The sequence below is a fragment of the Geotoga petraea genome, assembly GCF_900102615.1.
In the GTDB taxonomy this organism is placed as follows: domain Bacteria; phylum Thermotogota; class Thermotogae; order Petrotogales; family Petrotogaceae; genus Geotoga; species Geotoga petraea.
In genome coordinates this window covers 33771-51856 of the sequence record NZ_FMYV01000009.1, presented here as the reverse complement: position 1 = coordinate 51856, position 18086 = coordinate 33771, and the positions used below count along the sequence as shown (strand labels likewise).

Annotated in this window: 15 protein-coding genes; 8 read left to right on the top strand and 7 right to left on the bottom strand. The window is 28.7% G+C overall.

Translation table 11 applies throughout. The features are described from left to right. Positions 1-203 precede the first annotated feature (203 nt). The 5 genes from BLS00_RS09425 to BLS00_RS09405 all read left to right on the top strand — a co-directional run bounded on the left by BLS00_RS09425 (position 204) and on the right by BLS00_RS09405 (position 4394). Positions 204-893 carry a response regulator transcription factor gene (locus BLS00_RS09425; protein ID WP_091405324.1) on the top strand — a complete coding sequence of 230 codons (690 nt, stop codon included), beginning with the start codon at positions 204-206 and terminating at the stop codon, positions 891-893. After that, entirely contained in the window at positions 883-2232 is a 1350-nt protein-coding gene (locus tag BLS00_RS09420) for a sensor histidine kinase (protein ID WP_091405322.1), read from the top strand. The genes BLS00_RS09425 and BLS00_RS09420 overlap by 11 nt, the downstream gene beginning before the upstream one ends. Before the next feature lie 87 nt (positions 2233-2319). After that, positions 2320-2574: an SHOCT domain-containing protein gene (locus BLS00_RS09415; RefSeq protein ID WP_091405321.1), complete on the top strand. Its 255-nt coding sequence runs from the start codon at positions 2320-2322 to the stop codon at positions 2572-2574. A 13-nt stretch (positions 2575-2587) separates the two neighbouring features. Beyond that, positions 2588-3064 carry a hypothetical protein gene (locus tag BLS00_RS09410; protein ID WP_091405318.1) on the top strand — a complete coding sequence of 159 codons (477 nt, stop codon included), beginning with the start codon at positions 2588-2590 and terminating at the stop codon, positions 3062-3064. Between the two features lie 112 nt (positions 3065-3176). Next, positions 3177-4394 carry a M48 family metallopeptidase gene (locus BLS00_RS09405; RefSeq protein ID WP_091405315.1) on the top strand — a complete coding sequence of 406 codons (1218 nt, stop codon included), beginning with the start codon at positions 3177-3179 and terminating at the stop codon, positions 4392-4394. A 292-nt stretch (positions 4395-4686) separates the two neighbouring features. On the opposite strand, the gene BLS00_RS09400 is transcribed toward BLS00_RS09405, so the two are convergent. From BLS00_RS09400 to BLS00_RS09375, 6 genes are read right to left on the bottom strand one after another with little or no spacing between them, the layout of a single operon-like run. Further along, the gene (locus BLS00_RS09400; protein ID WP_091405312.1) at positions 4687-6027 is read right to left on the bottom strand and encodes a glycerate kinase type-2 family protein; all 1341 of its coding nucleotides are present in this window, start codon (positions 6025-6027) and stop codon (positions 4687-4689) included. After that, positions 6024-7709, bottom strand: coding sequence for an alpha-amylase family glycosyl hydrolase (locus tag BLS00_RS09395; protein ID WP_091405309.1), 1686 nt, complete (start codon positions 7707-7709; stop codon positions 6024-6026). Before BLS00_RS09395 ends, BLS00_RS09400 begins: the two co-directional genes overlap by 4 nt. A gap of 10 nt (positions 7710-7719) precedes the next feature. Continuing rightward, the gene (locus tag BLS00_RS09390) at positions 7720-8526 is read right to left on the bottom strand and encodes a MurR/RpiR family transcriptional regulator (RefSeq protein WP_091405308.1); all 807 of its coding nucleotides are present in this window, start codon (positions 8524-8526) and stop codon (positions 7720-7722) included. A gap of 23 nt (positions 8527-8549) precedes the next feature. Further along, positions 8550-9521, bottom strand: a complete 972-nt coding sequence (locus BLS00_RS09385; RefSeq protein ID WP_091405305.1) for a carbohydrate ABC transporter permease — start codon at positions 9519-9521, stop codon at positions 8550-8552. Continuing rightward, positions 9515-10396, bottom strand: a complete 882-nt coding sequence (locus BLS00_RS09380) for a carbohydrate ABC transporter permease (protein WP_091405302.1) — start codon at positions 10394-10396, stop codon at positions 9515-9517. Before BLS00_RS09380 ends, BLS00_RS09385 begins: the two co-directional genes overlap by 7 nt. Before the next feature lie 60 nt (positions 10397-10456). Further along, positions 10457-11743, bottom strand: a complete 1287-nt coding sequence (locus tag BLS00_RS09375) for an ABC transporter substrate-binding protein (RefSeq protein WP_091405298.1) — start codon at positions 11741-11743, stop codon at positions 10457-10459. A 250-nt stretch (positions 11744-11993) separates the two neighbouring features. Between BLS00_RS09375 and BLS00_RS09370 the strand changes: the two genes are divergently transcribed. Continuing rightward, entirely contained in the window at positions 11994-13310 is a 1317-nt protein-coding gene (locus tag BLS00_RS09370) for a glycosyltransferase family 4 protein (protein ID WP_091405295.1), read from the top strand. Positions 13311-13373: 63 nt separating this feature from the next. On the opposite strand, the gene BLS00_RS09365 is transcribed toward BLS00_RS09370, so the two are convergent. Continuing rightward, positions 13374-14510, bottom strand: coding sequence for a PAS domain-containing sensor histidine kinase (locus tag BLS00_RS09365; protein ID WP_091405292.1), 1137 nt, complete (start codon positions 14508-14510; stop codon positions 13374-13376). Between the two features lie 244 nt (positions 14511-14754). Here BLS00_RS09365 and BLS00_RS09360 point away from each other — a divergent pair, with 244 nt between their 5' ends. Both BLS00_RS09360 and BLS00_RS09355 read left to right on the top strand, forming a co-directional pair. Next, positions 14755-15210 (top strand): GNAT family N-acetyltransferase, encoded by a 456-nt coding sequence (locus tag BLS00_RS09360; RefSeq protein ID WP_167849048.1) that lies wholly within the window; start codon positions 14755-14757, stop codon positions 15208-15210. 77 nt (positions 15211-15287) lie between these two features. Further along, complete coding sequence (locus BLS00_RS09355) at positions 15288-18032, top strand: ligand-binding sensor domain-containing diguanylate cyclase (RefSeq protein ID WP_091405287.1); 2745 nt, start codon at positions 15288-15290, stop codon at positions 18030-18032. The last annotated feature ends 54 nt before the right edge of the window (positions 18033-18086 follow it).

The following is an 18086-nucleotide window of genomic DNA, read 5'->3' as shown; positions in this document are numbered from 1 at the left end:
TTTTCAAGACAACTTTTTTATTTTTTTAGAATACAAAAAATTCTTAATTATTTAAATCTACTTCCAACAGTTATGGGTATGGTAGCTTTTATAAATATTAGTGCCTTTTTGCTAATTTTAATATGATTTTTATATTAGAAAAATATTTAAGAGTTAGTATATTAATACCCCCCTCTGCCATAGGGTTAACTGGAGGAAAATTTATGAGTTATAAAATTTTATTGGTTGAAGATGACAAAAAAATCTCTGAAATTATAGATAAATATTTAAAAAAGAATGATTTTGAAACTAACGTCGCTTTTAATGGGATTGATGCTCTTGAAAAATTTAGTAATAACGACTATCATCTGATTATTTTGGACATAATGATGCCCGGAATAAGTGGGTTTGAAGTTCTTTCTGAAATAAGAACTATTTCTGATGTTCCCGTTGTTATAGTAACAGCCAAAAAAGATGAAATAGATAGATTAACTGGATTCAATAAAGGTGCTGATGATTATATTGTTAAACCCTTTAGTCCAAAGGAATTAGTAAAAAGAGTAGAAGCTATTATAAAAAGAGCTTATAAACCTATCAAACAAAAAAAATTACTTATTTATGATGATTTGAAGTTGGATTTAGTTAGTCAAAAATTATATAAAGGCGGAGAAAATATAGAGATCTCTTCAAAAGAATTCAAAATTTTAAGGACCTTTTTTGAAAATGTGGACATACCTCTCTCCAGAGAAAAAATAATAAAGAATTCTTTTGGGATTGAATATGATGGATTTGACAGAAATATAGATTCTTATATCAAAAATATTAGAAAAAAAATTGAAACTAACACCAGAAGCCCAAAATATATAAAAACAAAATATGGGTTTGGTTATATAATGGGAAGTGATGAAAATTAGCCTTAGAAAAATATTATTATTAAGCATTTTAGCAATAGTGCTAATTTCTATAGTAATTAATAGTTTCATCTTTGGTGGTTTTGTCAACAACTATTTCAAAAGTTATGTTATTGAAGAATACAATAACAAAATAGAAATGATAAAAAATATTACTACTGATTATTTAGAAAACAATGAAATAACAAAAAATCAGGTGATTTTACAATTAGAAAATTTTATAGAAGACCCAATTTCAGAAATAGCTATTTACGATGAAGAGGGAAATTATATACTTGGAACTGGAAATGTAATGTTAAATATGCACAACCAAATGATGAATATGAGAAATACAAACACGAATTTAAAAACTGATATATACGATTTAGAAGAGAATGAAAGTCTTTATGGATATTTAGAAATCAAAAGAAACATGAATATAGAAAACACTGAGAACATTAATTATTTTTACGATTCTTTGATATCTGGTTCTTTAATTTCAATTTCATTAGTTTCTGTTTTAACAATAATAATAAGTATATTTTTTAGTAAAATAATTAGCTTTGATTTCAAAAAAACTGTGGAACTTGCCAACAAAATAGACCATGATGAAGATATAAATTTTAAAGAATCGAAAATTTTGGAAATAAGAGAAATTCAAAATACTTTAAAGAACATTTCTACAAAATTAAAACTAAAAAAATCTCTCAAAAAAGAAGAATTAGACAAACTAACACACGAAATAAAAACTCCTATTATGATTCTTAAATCTAATTTAGAAGGTAAAAAGGATGATATTATTGATTTCGATGAAGATAGGTTAAACAGCCTTCTTGAAGAAACAGAAAAATTATCCCATATAACAGAAAATATAAAAGAAATTTATGATTATGAAAATGGAAATGAAACCGTACTTTTTTCCGAATTTGATTTGAATGAAGAAATTAGAAAAATATATAGTGGAATGAAATATCAGTTCGAGAAAAATGGTATGAAATTAGAGTACATCGATAAAAAACACTTGAATATAAAATCGGATAAATCGTTAATAAATCAATCTATCTACAATATATTATCCAATGCTTACAAATATTCAAGTTCAAAAAAAGTATCAATTAAAATTGAAGAAACAAATTCAAAAGTAAGAATATATATTGAAGATAATGGAAAAGGAATTAATGAAAAATATATACAAAATATATTTGATGCGTATTATAGAGTTCCAACAGAAAAAACAAACGGCTCAGGATTAGGCCTTTTTATCACTAAAAATAATGTTGAAAAACTAAATGGCACAATAAAAGTAGAATCGAAAATAAATGAAGGAACAAAATTTATTATAGAATTACCAAAAAATATATAAAATCATAATTCTTACATAATTGAAAATTATAATATAGATGTAGATTGATTTAATCAAAAAACACACGTTTATAGGAGGTGTTGAAATATGATGCATGGATATTTTTGGAATGGAATGTGGTCAGGAGGTGGAATTTTTATGGGAATCTTTTGGATTCTAATAATAGTTATAGTACTATACTTTGTTTTTAGGAATAATAATAATAACCTTACAAACAATGGGCAAAATTATCAAAAGAGAAATTCCGTTGACGAAGCATTAAGAATTTTAAACGAAAAATATGTTAACGGAGAAATTAGCGAAGAAGAATACAAAAATAAAAAAAACAATATTTTAAATTAGGAGATGAGATTATATGAGAAAAAGTGTTTTACTTATATTAACCGTTTTATTTGGAGTTAGCTTGGTTTTTTCATTTGGCTACAGCTCTTGGGCTAATTGGAACGATACTTCAAATTCTTTGGATGAAAACTTAAAAACTTACAACTTAACTATTACTGAAATAGATACCTCAAGACCTTTGGCAATGGCTGAAGATAGTTCAGGAAAAGAATATGTAGTAAATTTTGGACTTTTATTAAACAAATACAGTACTATCCCTGTTAAAACTGGACAGACAATTCAAATCAATGGGCAAATAGAACAAAACTTTTTTTCAACGGATGTAATATTCGCTGTGGAAGCCTCCATTAATGACGAATCATATTTCATCGATTATAATGACTCAAATTATTACGGTAATTATGGTAATTGTGGTTTTGGACCTGGTTATAACAGAAATAGAGGTTTTGGAGGATATAACGGATACGGACACGGAATGATGAATTGGTAATTTATATATAAAACATATAGATTAAAAACAGGATGTGATAACATCCTGTTTTTTTTATTTGATATAAATAAGTTATAATATGATTTGACAAAACTAAATAAGGGGTGAAAAAATGTTTTTATATATTTTTCTTGGAATTTACCTATTTTCAGAATTTTTTGATATTTTTCTTTCAAGGCTTAATCTTAATTACTCAACGTCTCCTTTGAGAGAAATTCCAGATGAAATGAAAGGCGAGATAACTTGGGATGAATTTGAAAGATCAAAAGAGTATACTGCAGACAAAAATTTGATTAGTTTTGCATCTCACATTTTAACAGTCATAGCAAATATTTTATTTATTCTCTTTATCTTTCCTTATGTTGAAAATTTTGCTGTTAATTTAACTGATAATATTATTTACCAATCTTTTTTGTTTTTTGGATTTTTTGGAGTAGTTAATTATATAATCTCCTTACCTTTTAATTATATCAACACCTTCAAAATAGAGCAAAAATTTGGATTTAACAAATCAACAATGAAAACTTTTATAATAGACAATATAAAGAGTATTGTTTTGTCTGTTGTTTTAGGTGCAGGCATGATATATCTAATCATGGAAGGAATTCTAACTTTTGAAAATTGGTGGATAATCGTATCTTTAATAATCATAGGTGTGCAATTTATAGCAAGTTGGTTATACCCAAAATTTATAATGCCTCTGTTCAATAAATTTACTCCTTTAGAAAACGAAAACTTAAAAAACAAATTAGTTAATATTGCAAAAGATGCGGGCTTCGATGTTTCAAAAATTTATGTGATGGATGCTTCAAAAAGGACTGGACATTCAAATGCTTTCTTCTCAGGGTTTGGTAAAACAAAAAAAATCGTTCTGTTTGACACCCTCTTGGAAAATCATGACGAAGATGAAATAGAAGCGATTTTTGCTCATGAAGCTGGTCACTACAAACTTAACCATATAATAAAAGACTTGTTTTTCTCTATTTTTTTGATGGTTTCAATAGTTCTGATAGTATTTTTTCTCACTGAGTCAAACTTTTTAACAGAAACATTTGGAGTTGAAATGATTTATACAAAACTAACATATTCGTTTATTTTTGTAGGAAGTATTTTTAATTTTGTAGGTTATATCTTGAGTGCAATGAGTAGAAAACACGAATTTGAAGCTGATAATTATTCTAAAAAATATAAAGATCCACAACATTTGATTAGAGCGTTAAAAAAATTATCAAAATCAAATTTGTCCAATTTGAATCCACATCCTTTATATGCAAAACTCAATTATTCTCATCCAACTTTAATTGAAAGAATTAGAAATTTAAAAAGATAAATCGAAAATCAAATAATTTTATCTTCATGTGCCCATAAAACAGCAAAATATTACATTTATTGTTTTTATGTTAACTGTTTAATTAATTTTTGGGTCGATATATTTAAGATATTTTAAATGAATCATCATATAAAAAATACAACAAGCCCCAATATTTAGTATATAATAGTGATGATTGAAGTTTAATTAAAGCATAATTTTTTCAAAACAGAGCGTAATGTGGGGTTTACTATTGAATATATATACTTTAAGTTATCCCGACCTATTTATTTAGGTCGGGTATTTTCTTTATTTATTCAATTATAGTTATTCTCAAATCGTTTAAGTTTGACTCTTTTGGCCCTGTTATAACAAGATCGTTTATCTTTTTAAATATTTCTTCTGTATTTTTAGAGTTTACAACCTTATTGTATTCATAATTTCTTCTTATCTTTTCGTAAGTTTTAAAATCTCCAATAGCTCCTGCAGAATCGCAAGGGCCGTCTGTTCCATCAGTATCAATAGCTATTTGAGTTATTCCTTTTTGAGTTTTGATCCTATCTACAAAACCAAGTACAAATTCTTTGTTAGGACCACCTATCCCATGAGAATCTTCTACATTTACAGTGGTTTCACCACCTGATATAAGAATACAAGGTTTTCTAAAAGGCCTATCGTATTTTTTGATCTCTAAAGCTATGGAACCTGTAAATTTCCCTGCTTCAAAACTATCTCCATATAAATCTGTTGATAAAATATGTGTTTTTATTCCCTTTTTATTCAATATATTGTATGCTCTTATAACAGCTTCTTCAACTTTCGAAATAAAAAAATTTTTAACTTTGTATTTTTTGAACTCTTCAATTTTCAAAGTTTCTTTCTCTTTTATTTCCAAATTTTTATACATAAAATCAACCAATTTTTTTGGTAACATATTTTTTAGATTCTTTTCTTCAATTATTTTGGTCGCATCGTAAAAAGTCGATTCATCATAATTTGTTGGACCAGAGGCTATTGTGGATAAATTGTTGTTTTCAACATCAGAAATTATTAAGTTAAAAATTTGACAGTTTTTGTTTTTTAATACTTTTAACAACTTCCCGCCTTTAACCCCGGAAATATGCTTTCTAATTACATTAATATTTTTGATATCCAACCCTGACTTTAAAAGGATTTTGTTTGTTATTTTTAAATCTTCTAAGGATATATCATCTTCAGCCTTTTCAAATAAAGCAGAACCCCCTCCTGATATCAAAAATATTACAGTGGAGTTTTTTTCAACCATTTTTAGTTTTTCAATTAATTTATCAGAATTTTGAAAAGTTCTTTCATCTGGATAAGGATGAGCTCCGGAAAGTATTTCTATGTTTTTCAGATTTTTTTCATAACCATCCTTTGTTATTATTAATCCTTCTAAATGAATATCAAAAAGCTTTTCTATTTTTTCCGCCATTGCAGCTGAAGATTTCCCAAAACCAAAAACATATGTTTTGTCAGATACTTTGAATTTATTTTCCCCCAAAGTTAAAATACCTTCAGAATATTTTATCTTATCTTTCATAATATTTTCAAGGGAGATCGATTCTAATATTTCTTCTGTGTAATCTATCATCATTTCTCTTTGTTTTGTGGATTTATCTATATTTTCTATCATATTTTCACCCAGGTATAGCCGTATGGCTCAATAGAAATTTTATTTTTTATTTCTTTACCTTTGATAATTTCAGTAGCTGAATTATCATTCGATATTTCGTTGAGATTTATAGTTACTTCTTCTTTTGAAAGATTTGCTATTGCCACAATTGTTTCCTCTTCACAAAATCTTTTGATGGCAAAAACTTGATCACAAATTGATAAGATTTCTTGACCTGATTTTGGAGAAAAAGCTTTGTGGTTTTTTCTAATTTCAAGTAAATGCTTCATAGAGTAAAAAATTTGGTTTCTAAATGATCCTTTTTTTTCAATCTCTTTTTTTAAGTTTTCATAGTTTAATTTTTCTCTATTAATTGCTCTGTTATAGCCTAATTCTTTTACACCTTGTGCCCAATTTCTCGATCCTATCAAGCTGTGTATATATATCCCAGGTATTCCCCTTAGAGAAAATGCTATAAAATAAGCCCCCAAAAATTTGTTTATGTTTTCTTTTATTGAATCTCTTTCATCGTATAGAGCATCAAAATAATTAATGTTCATTTCATAAGGTGACTGAGTACCATCTGAATTAGTTTTGTAAGAAACTTTCCCATTGTTTTTTTCAACTTTTTTTATGAGATTATCGATTTCTACATCACTTAATATGCCTTTAACTGGCATCAACCCAATTCCATCATGAGAAGCCAAAAAATTGAAAAATGTAGTTTTATCAGAAGGATATTCTAATCCAGATGCCCATTTAGAAATATGCTTAGATGAATTAATTTGATAAGCATTTAACACTAATGGAGGAAGAGAAAAATTATAGACCATCTGCGCTTCATCTTCACCATTTCCAAAATAACTCACATTCTCTTTATGTGGAACGTTTGTCTCTGTAATTATTATTACTTGTCCTTTTATTGAATCAAATATATCTTTGAAAAGTTTGATTATTTCATGAGTTTGTTTTAGATGAATACAACTCGTCCCAACTTCTTTCCAAATATATCCAATGGCATCTAACCTCAATAAAGAGGCACCATTTTTAACGTAAAAAAGTAGCACGTTTATTATATCCAACAAAAGTTCTGGATTCTTATAGTTCAAATCTATCTGGTCTTCAGAAAAAGTTGTCCAAACATACTTTTCTCCTTCTGGAGTATCAAATTTAGTCAAAAGAGGTAGTGCTCTGGGCCTTGTCACACTCGAAAGATCTGTGTTTTTATCAACTGTTATGAAATAATCATCATATTTTGGGTCATTTCTTAGAAAGCCTTTAAACCAATCACTCTGCGATGAAATATGATTTACAACCGCATCAAACATCAAGTAATAGTGTTTCGAAAAATTTTTAATATCTTCCCAAGTTCCAAGGTCTGGATTCACTTTTTTGTAATCAACAACAGAAAACCCATCATCAGAAGAATAAGGGAAAAACGGCAATATATGAACTGTGTTTATACTGTCTCCCACGAACTCTTCCATAAACTTTTCAAGAACATTCAAAGAATGGCTTTCGTCTTTAATTGAATCACCATATGTAATCAAAATAGATTTGTTTTCATTTAATTCATAACTGTTAGTATTTTCTATAGAGTCATTGAATTTATTTACCTTCTCTTTTATTTTTTTTAGCAAATATTCTGAGCTTTCAGGATATAGTTTTTTCAATCTTTTTTCGACGCTTATCTCTTTTTTCATTTAGATCACCTCAGAACCTCTTTGTATTTGTTATCTTGTATAGTTTTTCAAAATGTTTTTCTGGATTTATCTTTTGTATTAAAACTCTATATATAATGTCCATAACAAACATCTCGGCTATTCTGTTATAAGTGTATTCATTTTCGTCAGGATGATTCGCAGCTGTGTATATTTTTAGTTCAGATATTTTACTTAAAGGAGATTCAACTCCAGAAGTTATAGAAACGGTGAAAGCTCCTGCTTCTTTTGCAACTTCAGTTGATTTATATACGTCTCTAATCATACCTGAATGGCTAATGGATATGACAACACAATGTTTGTCAGCTGCCGCTCCTGCCATAACTTGCATATGAGGATCTGAATATGCTTCAGAACTTATACCAAGAGCTGCCAATTTCAAACTCATATCCAGTGCAACTGAATAAGACCTTCCAACTGCATAAAATAAAACTTTCCTTGCATTCTTAATCTTTTCTGCAACCAGATTTATCTTTTCTTTGTCTATGTTTTGATAAGTATATTCAAGCATATTCACAGTCTTGTTATAAACTGCCGCATAAATATCATCTATGCTTTCATCTTCTATACTTGGTTGGCTTAGCTGCTTTACAAGAGACATTTTAAAATCTTGGTAACCTGTAAAACCTATCTTTTTTATAAGCCTATAAACTGTCGTTTCACTTACTTCTGACCAATTAGCGAGCTCTGTTATAGAGTAATGTATAACATCCCCTGGTCTTTCAATTATATAATTTGCAGCTTTTTTCTCTGAATTTGTTAACGAATTGTATATTCCTTTTATTTTTTGTATCACCATACTAAATCACCTACCAAATTTGGCTATTCTTTAACCCCTCCAGCTGTTAGTCCTCCTGTTAGGTATTTTTGCATCAACATAAATAAACCAACTACTGGTATAGAAGTTAAGACTGAGGCAGCCATCATCTTAGCCCATATAGCATGTTCTGAATAAAAAATTTCATTTAAACCGATTGGAAGTGTGTGAAATTGGGGATATGCTCTGACAAAAATAGATGCAAACAAGTATTCATTCCAAGCGATCATAAATGCATATATAAAAACTGTGATAATAGCTGGTAAAGATAATGGTATTATAATTCTCCATATAACACCAAATCTACTACTCCCATCTATTATAGCAGCTTCTTCTATAGTTTCTGGAATAGTTCTAAAATAATTTCCAAGCATATACAAAGAAACCGGCAATGTTTGAACAATATAAATAATGAATAACGAAACCATTCCTTTTGGTCCAGAGCCTGTTAGTCCAATGTTTACAAAAATCTGGTACAAAGGAACTGCTAATATGGTTCCACCAAATAGATATACTAACAACACCCCTCTTTGAACTAATCCCCTTCCTGGAAACCATACCCTTGAAAAAGCGTATGCACCTAAAATAGATATAATTAGGCTAAACAAGGCACTTAATCCAGCAATTAGTAAACTGTTTCTAAAAAACCTTATAAATGGAAAAGATTCTTTTTTCCTTTCAGCGGCAATATTACCCAGTATTTCTTCTTGCTTTTCAGCAGGCAAATTTTTCACTAATTCCTGTAATTGCCTTTGTTCATCTGAGAGTTCTTCTCTTATAGATTCTTTAAACCCTAACAACTGTAAATATGTATCAAAAGTGGGATTTTCTGGAATCAACCCTTTTTCAAAAGCATCTGTATCATTTCTAAAAGAAACAGAAACCATGTAGGCAAATGGATAAGCTACAAAAACCACTAATACTATTATCAATGACCAAAACCCTATTGTTCTGAATATTGATTTTTTTCTTACCATTTTAACACCTTCCTCACGTAAAAGGCTATCAAACCAAACATAAATATGAAAAGAATAGTTGCTATAGATGCAGCTACACCCTGTTCAGGTACACCCGTAAAAGCTTTTTCGTATATATACACTGGTAATGTCCCAGCAAATTTTGACATAAGGTAGACTTCGTCGAATTTATAAAAATTCCAAATTCCCCTTAGCAAAGCAACGGAACCAATTACAAAATACAATTCTGGTAATGTTATATTCCAGAATTTTTGCCAACCATTTGCTCCATCAATTTCTGCAGCTTCATAATAATCATCTGGAATTGATTGAAGTCTTGAAAGCATCATTAAATAAATAAATGGAAAGTTCCTCCATATATTGAAAAAAGAAACTACCAAGAAAGCATTATTTGGGTTATTGATAACATCTGTTCCTGGATCCATTATATTTAAACTCGCTAACAATTGTACCAATGGGCCATCTATAGGTAAAAATACATATTTCCAAGCAAAAACTATTGCTATTAAAGGTGTAACATAAGGTAACAAAAGCAGTCCTCTAACAATCCCCCTACCTGGGAATTCTTTATTCATAAGGATTGCAACACCTACTCCCAAAATTATGCTCCCAACAACAGTTATAACTGTGAAAGCTATAGTTTTCCAAAAAGAAACCCAAAAAGTTGAATCAGTTAACACGTTAATATAGTTTTGTACCCCCAAAAAAGTGTTTCCCTCATTTGGCGAAATTGATACATCAAAAAAACTCAAATATATATTGTAAAAAACTGGATATAAAATTAATAAGGCTATAATTATAACTGTTGGTGCAATAAGTTTCATCCCAAATTTAGCTTCTCTTTGTCTCATAGGAGATAGCTCTGAAAATTTCATATATACTCCTCCTCAATAAAACGGGGAGAATTTCTTCTCCCCAATATTTCAAATTAGATATTATTTGCCTAATATTCTTTCTGCTTCTTGTTGTGCCCATTGAGCTGTTCTTTGTGGTGTCCAATCATTTGCAAACATATAATTGATTGCTTTACCTATAACAAAGTTAGCTGACAATTGACTCATTTCATCGATTATTTCACCATCCAAGAATTCAAATCTTTCAACTTCATCAAGAGCTGCTACTATTCCAGTGATTTGATCTTTATCATATTTAGAAAGTATAGGATTATCTAAAAATTTATCCGATTCAGCAATCGATGATCTTGTTGGATTCATTCCACCAGGAGCCATATGTAGATAATAAATGTAATTATCCTCTGTCATCAAGAATTTTATCCATTCTTCAGCTACATCTTTATTCTTAGAAGTATCCAAAACACTTACAGCAACAATTTCTCCAAAAGATGATGGTTTAATATTGTACATTCTATTTCCAAAACCTGTATTCTTAACTAATTCAGGGTTAAAATCATCTACTCTTCCTCTTTGAACTTCTTCTACTGCTATGTCATCCATTACATATGTCGAATAAAATATCATTGCAACTTCATCAGATAGATATCCCTTTAAAGCATCCATAACACTTGTAAATCCTGGTTTTGCATATTTCCCCAATTCCTTATAGAATCTAAAGGCTTCGATCATCTCTTGTGAATCAAACATAATATTTCCTTCAGTGTCTATTGGTCTTGCACCGTTTGACAAAGCTATTTCTGAAAAAACTTGTTCCGTATAAGCATCTGCTGCCTTAGGAAGAACCAATCCATAAACTCCTTCAGCAGGATTGTTTAAAGCTTTAACGGCTGTCAAAAGGTTGTACCAACTTGTTGGTTCGCCTAATTGTCTTGGCTCTAGCCAATCTTTTCTATACCAAATTCCTTGAACCCACGCTGAAAATGGAACTGCGTAATGATTACCTTCTCCGTTTGACAATAACCTTGCTGCCCCATTATAGACATCACCAAAATCTTCTATTATTTTTGTGTTTCTTTCTACATCCATAAATCCTTGACTTCCTAAAAGAATCATTGGTGAAATTCCACCTTCTATAACGTCTGGTAATGTGTTAGATTTTTGAGCTATTGGAATTTGTCTCAATATCTCATTTTCTTCGATAGGTACTATTTCTATTGTATGACCAGTTTGAGCGTTAAAAATTTGTGCTAATGCTTTGATTCTTTGTTGACGATCAGACTCCACCTGTGTTGTCCAAAATGTGATTGTTTCAGACATAACTAATAATCCTACCAAAAGAACTGTCAATAAAACCAATAATTTCTTCATGTATATCCCTCCTAAATTAAGATATGTTTATTTTTTTCATAAATTATAAAATTACTGAAAGTTTTCTTCAAAATTATAAGATAAAAAATATATTTTCTCAAACAGCTTTATATGATTTTATGAGTTTTTATAGGTAATTATAAACAATTATTTACTGAATATTCATTGATGCTTAAAAAAATAAATTTTAGAAAATTTATTTTTTTATATATAATTGTATTGAAAATTTTCCTTTTGGGGGTGGCTTTGTATGAAAATAGGATTAATGCATTTCAGAGTTGGTGAAACAGACGGTGTTTCTTTAGAAATGTTTAAGTGGAAAGCAGTTTTAGAAAAAATGGGTCATGAAGTTTTCTTAATCGGCGGAGAAACAGGAAATTTGAAAGCTTTGAAAGTTCCTTCAATATCTTATAGAAATAAAATAAATATTGAAATTAAGAATCATGCTTACATATCTCTGGATGATTGGGGAGTGGAAGATTTAATTCGAAAAAACGAGGCTTATTATAGCACCATACTAAGAGAATTACTAAAGTTACCAGAAATGGATGTAATTTTTGTAAACAATATTTTTTCTTTAGGCCACAACCTGTCTGCCGCTAAAGCTGTCTATGAATTTGCGAAAATAAAAAAAATAAAACTAATCGGGCATCATCATGACTTTTATTGGGAAAGGGATTTTTATTCTAATCCAACTACAGATTATGTTGCTTATTATTTGGAAAACTTTTTTCCTCCTAAAGATATTAATCATGTAGTTATAAACTCTATAGCCAGGGATTCACTTCAAAACTATAAGGGAATCAACTCAACAATTGTTCCAAATGTTTTTGATTTTTCTAACGATTTGTGGAAAAGAGATTCCTATAATTCTAAAATAATTGATAAATTTAATTTAAAAGAAAATGACCTTATTTTTTTACAGGCAACGAGAATTGTACAAAGGAAAGCTATAGAATTAGCCATTGATACTCTTTCAAAAGTTGTCGAAGAAATCCACTTATATAATAGAAACGTAATTTACAATGGAAAAAAGATCGATGAGAACAGCAAGATATACTTAGTTTTACCAGGGCTCAATGAAGAAGAAGCATACACAGAAAAACTTGTTAAATATGCAAATAAAAAAAATGTTGACATGATTTTGGCAGAAGAAATGTGTGAAGATGAAAGAAATGAAAGTGAGGGAATTTTTTCTCTTTGGGATTTTTATGCCATTTCCGATTTTGTCACTTATCCAAGTGTTAAAGAAGGGTTTGGAAATCAATTTTTAGAAGCTGTTTTTGCAAAAAAACCCATACTTGTTTTTAATTATCCTGTATACGATGTTGATATAGAGCCTTTAGGGTTTAAAACTATCAGCTTGGGAAACAAGACAGAAAAAAAAGAAGATTTCTACATGATACCAGATGATATAATCACATCTGCATCTAAAGAAATCCTCGAAGTATTGTTCAACAGAGAGAAAGCTTATGATTACATTGAAACAAATTTCAAATTGGCAAAAAAACATTTTTCTTACAACTCTTTGGAAGAGAAATTACGTGAAATACTCAAATCTATCTAACGGTTGTTTAGAAAATTTTTATATCCAATACATTTATTTTTTTATCATCTATGTACAGCACTTTTATATTGAATCTCCCTTTTCGTCCTTTTTAAGAGGTTCGCTATATATTTTAAAAGGCAGTTTAACAACTACTTTTGTTCCTTTGCCTTTTTCACTTTCAATTTTTATTTCACCGTTCATTAACTCAACAAGTTTTTTTACTATAAAAAGACCTAATCCTGTTCCCCCAAATTGATCTTTTGTTGATAAGTCTCCTTGGGAAAAAGCTTCAAATATCTTTTCTAAATTGCTTTCATTTATACCTATTCCCGTATCTAAAATAGTTATTTTTAGGTTAGCAATATTACCTTTTAAGCTTTCTAATGAAAACAACATACTAACTTTTCCATTTTTTGTAAATTTGAATGAGTTTGACAGTAAGTTATCCAAAATCTGCCTTAATTTTATTGGGTCTCCAAAAAGATTATCAGGAATATTTTTATCATAATCTACTTCGAAATCAATATTTTTTGAATATAAATTTGACTTATAAGATAAATAAAGCGAATTATAGATTTTGAGAGGAGAGAATTTTATGGAATCTAAATCCATTTTGTTTGCCTCGATCTTTGATAAATCCATAAGCTCATCCAACAAATTTAATATATGATAAGACGATTCTCTCATAGTTTTTAAAAGTTCTTCGTCTTCTTTTGACTGAGTAGACTCCCTCAAAAGATCTATAATTCCAATCATTCCATTTAAAGGGTTCTTTATCTCATGGGAAATGTTTCCTAAAAACTTACTTTTTGCTTCGTTTGCTTTCCTCGCTTCTTCAGCAGCTTTGGTTAACTGTTTTTCTAATTTCTTTGACTTAGTAATATCTGTTAACAAACTTATCACACCAATTAAATCACCTTTTTCGTCGTAATAAGGTGCTCCTGATATAAGCACGGGAATTTCTTTATCTGTTTTTGAGGTCAGTATAGCTTCGTATGGTTCTTTTTCACCTTTTAATCTTTTATTAAATTTTTCTTTTAAATTGGCTCCATGTATTTTTGATGCTACAGAAAATAGATTAATTTTATCTAATTCTTTAGGAGAATATTCAACCATTTCCAAGAATTTTTTATTGTAAAATTTAAAATTACCATTTAAGTCAAGTATCACTAAACCTTGACCCAAATGGTCTGTTATTTGTTTTGATAATTCGTTCATAAATCTTCAGCTCCTAAATATTTTGTTCTTTAAATAATATTATACAACAAAATCTCCTGAATTAATTAAACAAGCGATATATTAATAAGATTTTACCTATTTGAATAGCTTTATAATAACAAAAAATAAATATATGAGTGATTAAAATATATTAAATATTGTTATTAAAATGATATAATTAATAATGTTAACTATTAAGCTTTTTATAAAAAATGTAGAAAGCATATTAGTTGGAGGGGTTTTAATGGGTGAATATATTTACAAACGATACGAAGAAAAATATATAGATAAAGTTGCAAAAACTTTTATAGATGTTTTTTCTCAAGATCCTTGGAATGATAGATGGCCTTCTTTAGATAAAGCCAAAGAATATTTAAAAGGCTATATCGGAGCACCTTATTTTAGGGGCTTTTTGGTTATGAATAAAAAAGAACATATAATAGCTTTCTCACTCGGTGATATAAGAAAATGGTGGTCTGGAGATGAGTATATGGTTCACGAATATGGCGTCAGCCCTTCTTTTCAAGGTGAAGGGTTTGGTGTAGCGTTCATGGATTATATTCAAAATGAGTTGATAAATGAAGGCGTAAAGGGAATTATTTTAAACACTGGGAAGGGAACCCCAGCTGAATATTTTTATAAAAAACAGGGTTTTGAAGAAAATGAAGATAACATTTTTTTGTATAAAATTCTGAAATAGTCGTAATGTGTTTGATATGGCTATTTTTTTAAAAAATGTTATAATTTATTAACAGTATTTCGCTTAAGGAGTAGTTTATGAAAAAAATTATTTTTTTATTTTTTATTTTCCTCACTACATTTTTATTTTCAAATAATATTTATATAAATAATTACCCATTTGAAGATGAATTTGCTCAAATTGGTAGTATCAAACAAATTCTACAAGATCAAAATGACTTTATTTGGTTTATAGATGAGTACAACCTTTATAAATACAACGGTGAGGATGTAGTAAAAAAATTTGAAAACAAAGATAAAATTAAATTAAACTATTTTTTTCAAGACTTTTCGAGTAATTTTTGGCTTGCTACTAATTTTGGATTACTTCATTATAACGAAAGATATGAGTCTTACAGTTTGTACCCTTTGAAAAACAACGAGATATACAATATAACACAAAATAAAGAGAACACACTTCTTTTATCAACTCAAAAAGGGTTGATAACTTTCGACAAAACGTCACAAAGTTATCAATCAGTTAGCGAAAAATTAGAATCTTACTCAATAAACAAAATGGGAATTATCGATTCTATTTACTTTTTGGCGACTGATAAAGGCCTTTTGGAATATAACCCTTCTGATGATTCTTACTTAAAATTTATGGGTGGTCAAGAAATTAAAAACCTTATTTTCACTTATGACACGTTGTGGTTTTACACTGATGATTCTTTGTTTTCAATGAATTTATCCACTAAAAATATTGTTAAGCAAGAAGAGGATATAGAAATCAACGATTTTTTGATTTATGAAGACTTTTTATGGATAGCTCATAGCAATGGTCTGAAAAGAGCAAAACTATATGACTTTGAATTAGAAGAATTTGATATTGGTTTTCCCGTTAACTATTTATTCAAAGATAACGGTGATTTTCTCTGGTTCTCAAATGATAAATACAATTTATCCAGAATAAATGTGAACTCAAGATTTGAAACATTTCTTTTTGATAATTCTTCTTTTGAATCGATGGTTGTGGATGAAGATGGTTTTATCTGGATTGCAAATGGTAAAGATTTAAAAGTTTACAATTCTTTCGCAGAAACGTGGGAAGATATCTTTATTGGTTTAGATAAAGATATTCTTTCAATCAAAAATAACAATGATAAGATTTTATTATTGACAGACAAAGAAATCTATATTTTTAATAAGAAAGATTATTCTACTACAAAAGTACTAAAAACGGAAAAGGTTATAACTGATGTCTTTATAGACACAAACCAAAACTATTTTATAACTTTAAATGATGGTTTATACAAGCTGGAAAATGAGCTCCTACTTATAAAAAATGTAGATAATATAATATCTTTAATAGGTCATGAAAATAAAATTTGGGGAATGACCACTGAAGATGAGCTTATAGAATATGATATCAAAAATGAATTATTTGAAATTGTTAATGATACCCCAATTTCCTTTTTTAACGACTTAGCGTATTCTAACAAAATTGTTTACATATCTGACGATTACGGTATTACATCTTACAACACAGAAACAAAAGAATTTAGTACAATTATTAGCGATTTCCCTGTATCAGAAGTTCAAGCAGATAGATATGGAAATATTTGGTTTTCAACAAAACATTCTATTTATCGTTTTTTCCCTTTGGAAAAGAGATATATAGAGTATGATTTTGATGAAGGAGTATATATAAACAACTTTTCAAAAGACTCATATATTACAAAAACAAATGAAGCTTTTTTCTTAACCGAAAATTCTTTAACTAGTTTCTATATAGAAGATATCAACCCAAATGTTTTATTTCATCCTTTGGTAATAGAAAAAATTGAATCTAACGGCACTATTTATAAATACAATGAAGATGAAAAATACAATTTTAAAAAAGGCAATGTTGAGATTTCTTTTGATTATGCTGATTATAAAAACGATGTTTTAGTAAGATATAGATTTGAAAGTGATGGAGAATGGAACTATATAGATGAAAAATCAATAAAATTACCCAACATACAGCAAGGGGATTATAATTTAAAAATACAAACTATAGACAAAACAAAAAAGTGGGTAGGAGGAGAAAAAAATATAAAATTTTCAATTTCATATAACATTTTTACCACAAATTATGCCATCTTTTTTTATATAATACTATCTCTGCTTTTCATCTTGTCTTTAGTTTATTTTCTTATGATAAGAATTAGGGGAAAATTTGAAAACAAAACCAAACAACTAATTAGGCAACATATTGAAGAATCTCAAGAGAATAGCAATTATCTCGAAAAATTAAACAAAAAAATAGAAAAATTATCTTTTTACGACCCTCTTACAGGGATTCAAAACTTAAGGTTATTCGAAGAAATTATCGAAAGAGAATGGAACTTGGCAAAGAGAAAAAAATATCCATTATCTATTATAATAATTGACATTGATAATTTTAAAAATTACAACGATGAATATGGCCATTTAAAGGGAGACGAAGTTATAGTAAAAGTATCTAATGCATTGAAGAGTTGTTTGAGAAGATCAACTGATCATATTTTTAGGTATGCTGGAGAAAAATTTGCTGCTGTTTTGCCAGATACTGATAAGCCTGGTGCAAATGTTGTTGCTAACAATATGAAAAGTTCTATTGAAAAATTAAAAATTGAGCACAAAAAATCAGAAGTAGCAAACCATATAACTGTTTCCATTGGAACTTCAACGGAAATCCCTACAAACATAATGGAAATCGATGCTTTTATTAATGAAGCCGAAGAAGCTCTTTTAAAAGCAAAAAATATTGGGAAAAATAGAATCATCCAACATAATGATTTAAACAAAAACGACTCATAATGCTAAATATTAATCAAAGAGGCCTTCAAAATGAAGGCCTCTTTGATTGGTAAA

Excerpts from the sequence above, each read along its gene's own strand:
- BLS00_RS09425 (WP_091405324.1), top strand. The coding sequence starts at position 204 with ATGAGTTATAAAATTTTATTGGTTGAAGATGACAAAAAAATCTCTGAA.
- BLS00_RS09420 (WP_091405322.1), top strand. The coding sequence starts at position 883 with ATGAAAATTAGCCTTAGAAAAATATTATTATTAAGCATTTTAGCAATA.
- BLS00_RS09415 (WP_091405321.1), top strand. The coding sequence starts at position 2,320 with ATGATGCATGGATATTTTTGGAATGGAATGTGGTCAGGAGGTGGAATT.
- BLS00_RS09410 (WP_091405318.1), top strand. The coding sequence starts at position 2,588 with ATGAGAAAAAGTGTTTTACTTATATTAACCGTTTTATTTGGAGTTAGC.
- BLS00_RS09405 (WP_091405315.1), top strand. The coding sequence starts at position 3,177 with ATGTTTTTATATATTTTTCTTGGAATTTACCTATTTTCAGAATTTTTT.
- BLS00_RS09400 (WP_091405312.1), bottom strand. The coding sequence starts at position 6,027 with ATGATAGAAAATATAGATAAATCCACAAAACAAAGAGAAATGATGATA.
- BLS00_RS09395 (WP_091405309.1), bottom strand. The coding sequence starts at position 7,709 with ATGAAAAAAGAGATAAGCGTCGAAAAAAGATTGAAAAAACTATATCCT.
- BLS00_RS09390 (WP_091405308.1), bottom strand. The coding sequence starts at position 8,526 with ATGGTGATACAAAAAATAAAAGGAATATACAATTCGTTAACAAATTCA.
- BLS00_RS09385 (WP_091405305.1), bottom strand. The coding sequence starts at position 9,521 with ATGGTAAGAAAAAAATCAATATTCAGAACAATAGGGTTTTGGTCATTG.
- BLS00_RS09380 (WP_091405302.1), bottom strand. The coding sequence starts at position 10,396 with ATGAAATTTTCAGAGCTATCTCCTATGAGACAAAGAGAAGCTAAATTT.
- BLS00_RS09375 (WP_091405298.1), bottom strand. The coding sequence starts at position 11,743 with ATGAAGAAATTATTGGTTTTATTGACAGTTCTTTTGGTAGGATTATTA.
- BLS00_RS09370 (WP_091405295.1), top strand. The coding sequence starts at position 11,994 with ATGAAAATAGGATTAATGCATTTCAGAGTTGGTGAAACAGACGGTGTT.
- BLS00_RS09365 (WP_091405292.1), bottom strand. The coding sequence starts at position 14,510 with ATGAACGAATTATCAAAACAAATAACAGACCATTTGGGTCAAGGTTTA.
- BLS00_RS09360 (WP_167849048.1), top strand. The coding sequence starts at position 14,755 with ATGGGTGAATATATTTACAAACGATACGAAGAAAAATATATAGATAAA.
- BLS00_RS09355 (WP_091405287.1), top strand. The coding sequence starts at position 15,288 with ATGAAAAAAATTATTTTTTTATTTTTTATTTTCCTCACTACATTTTTA.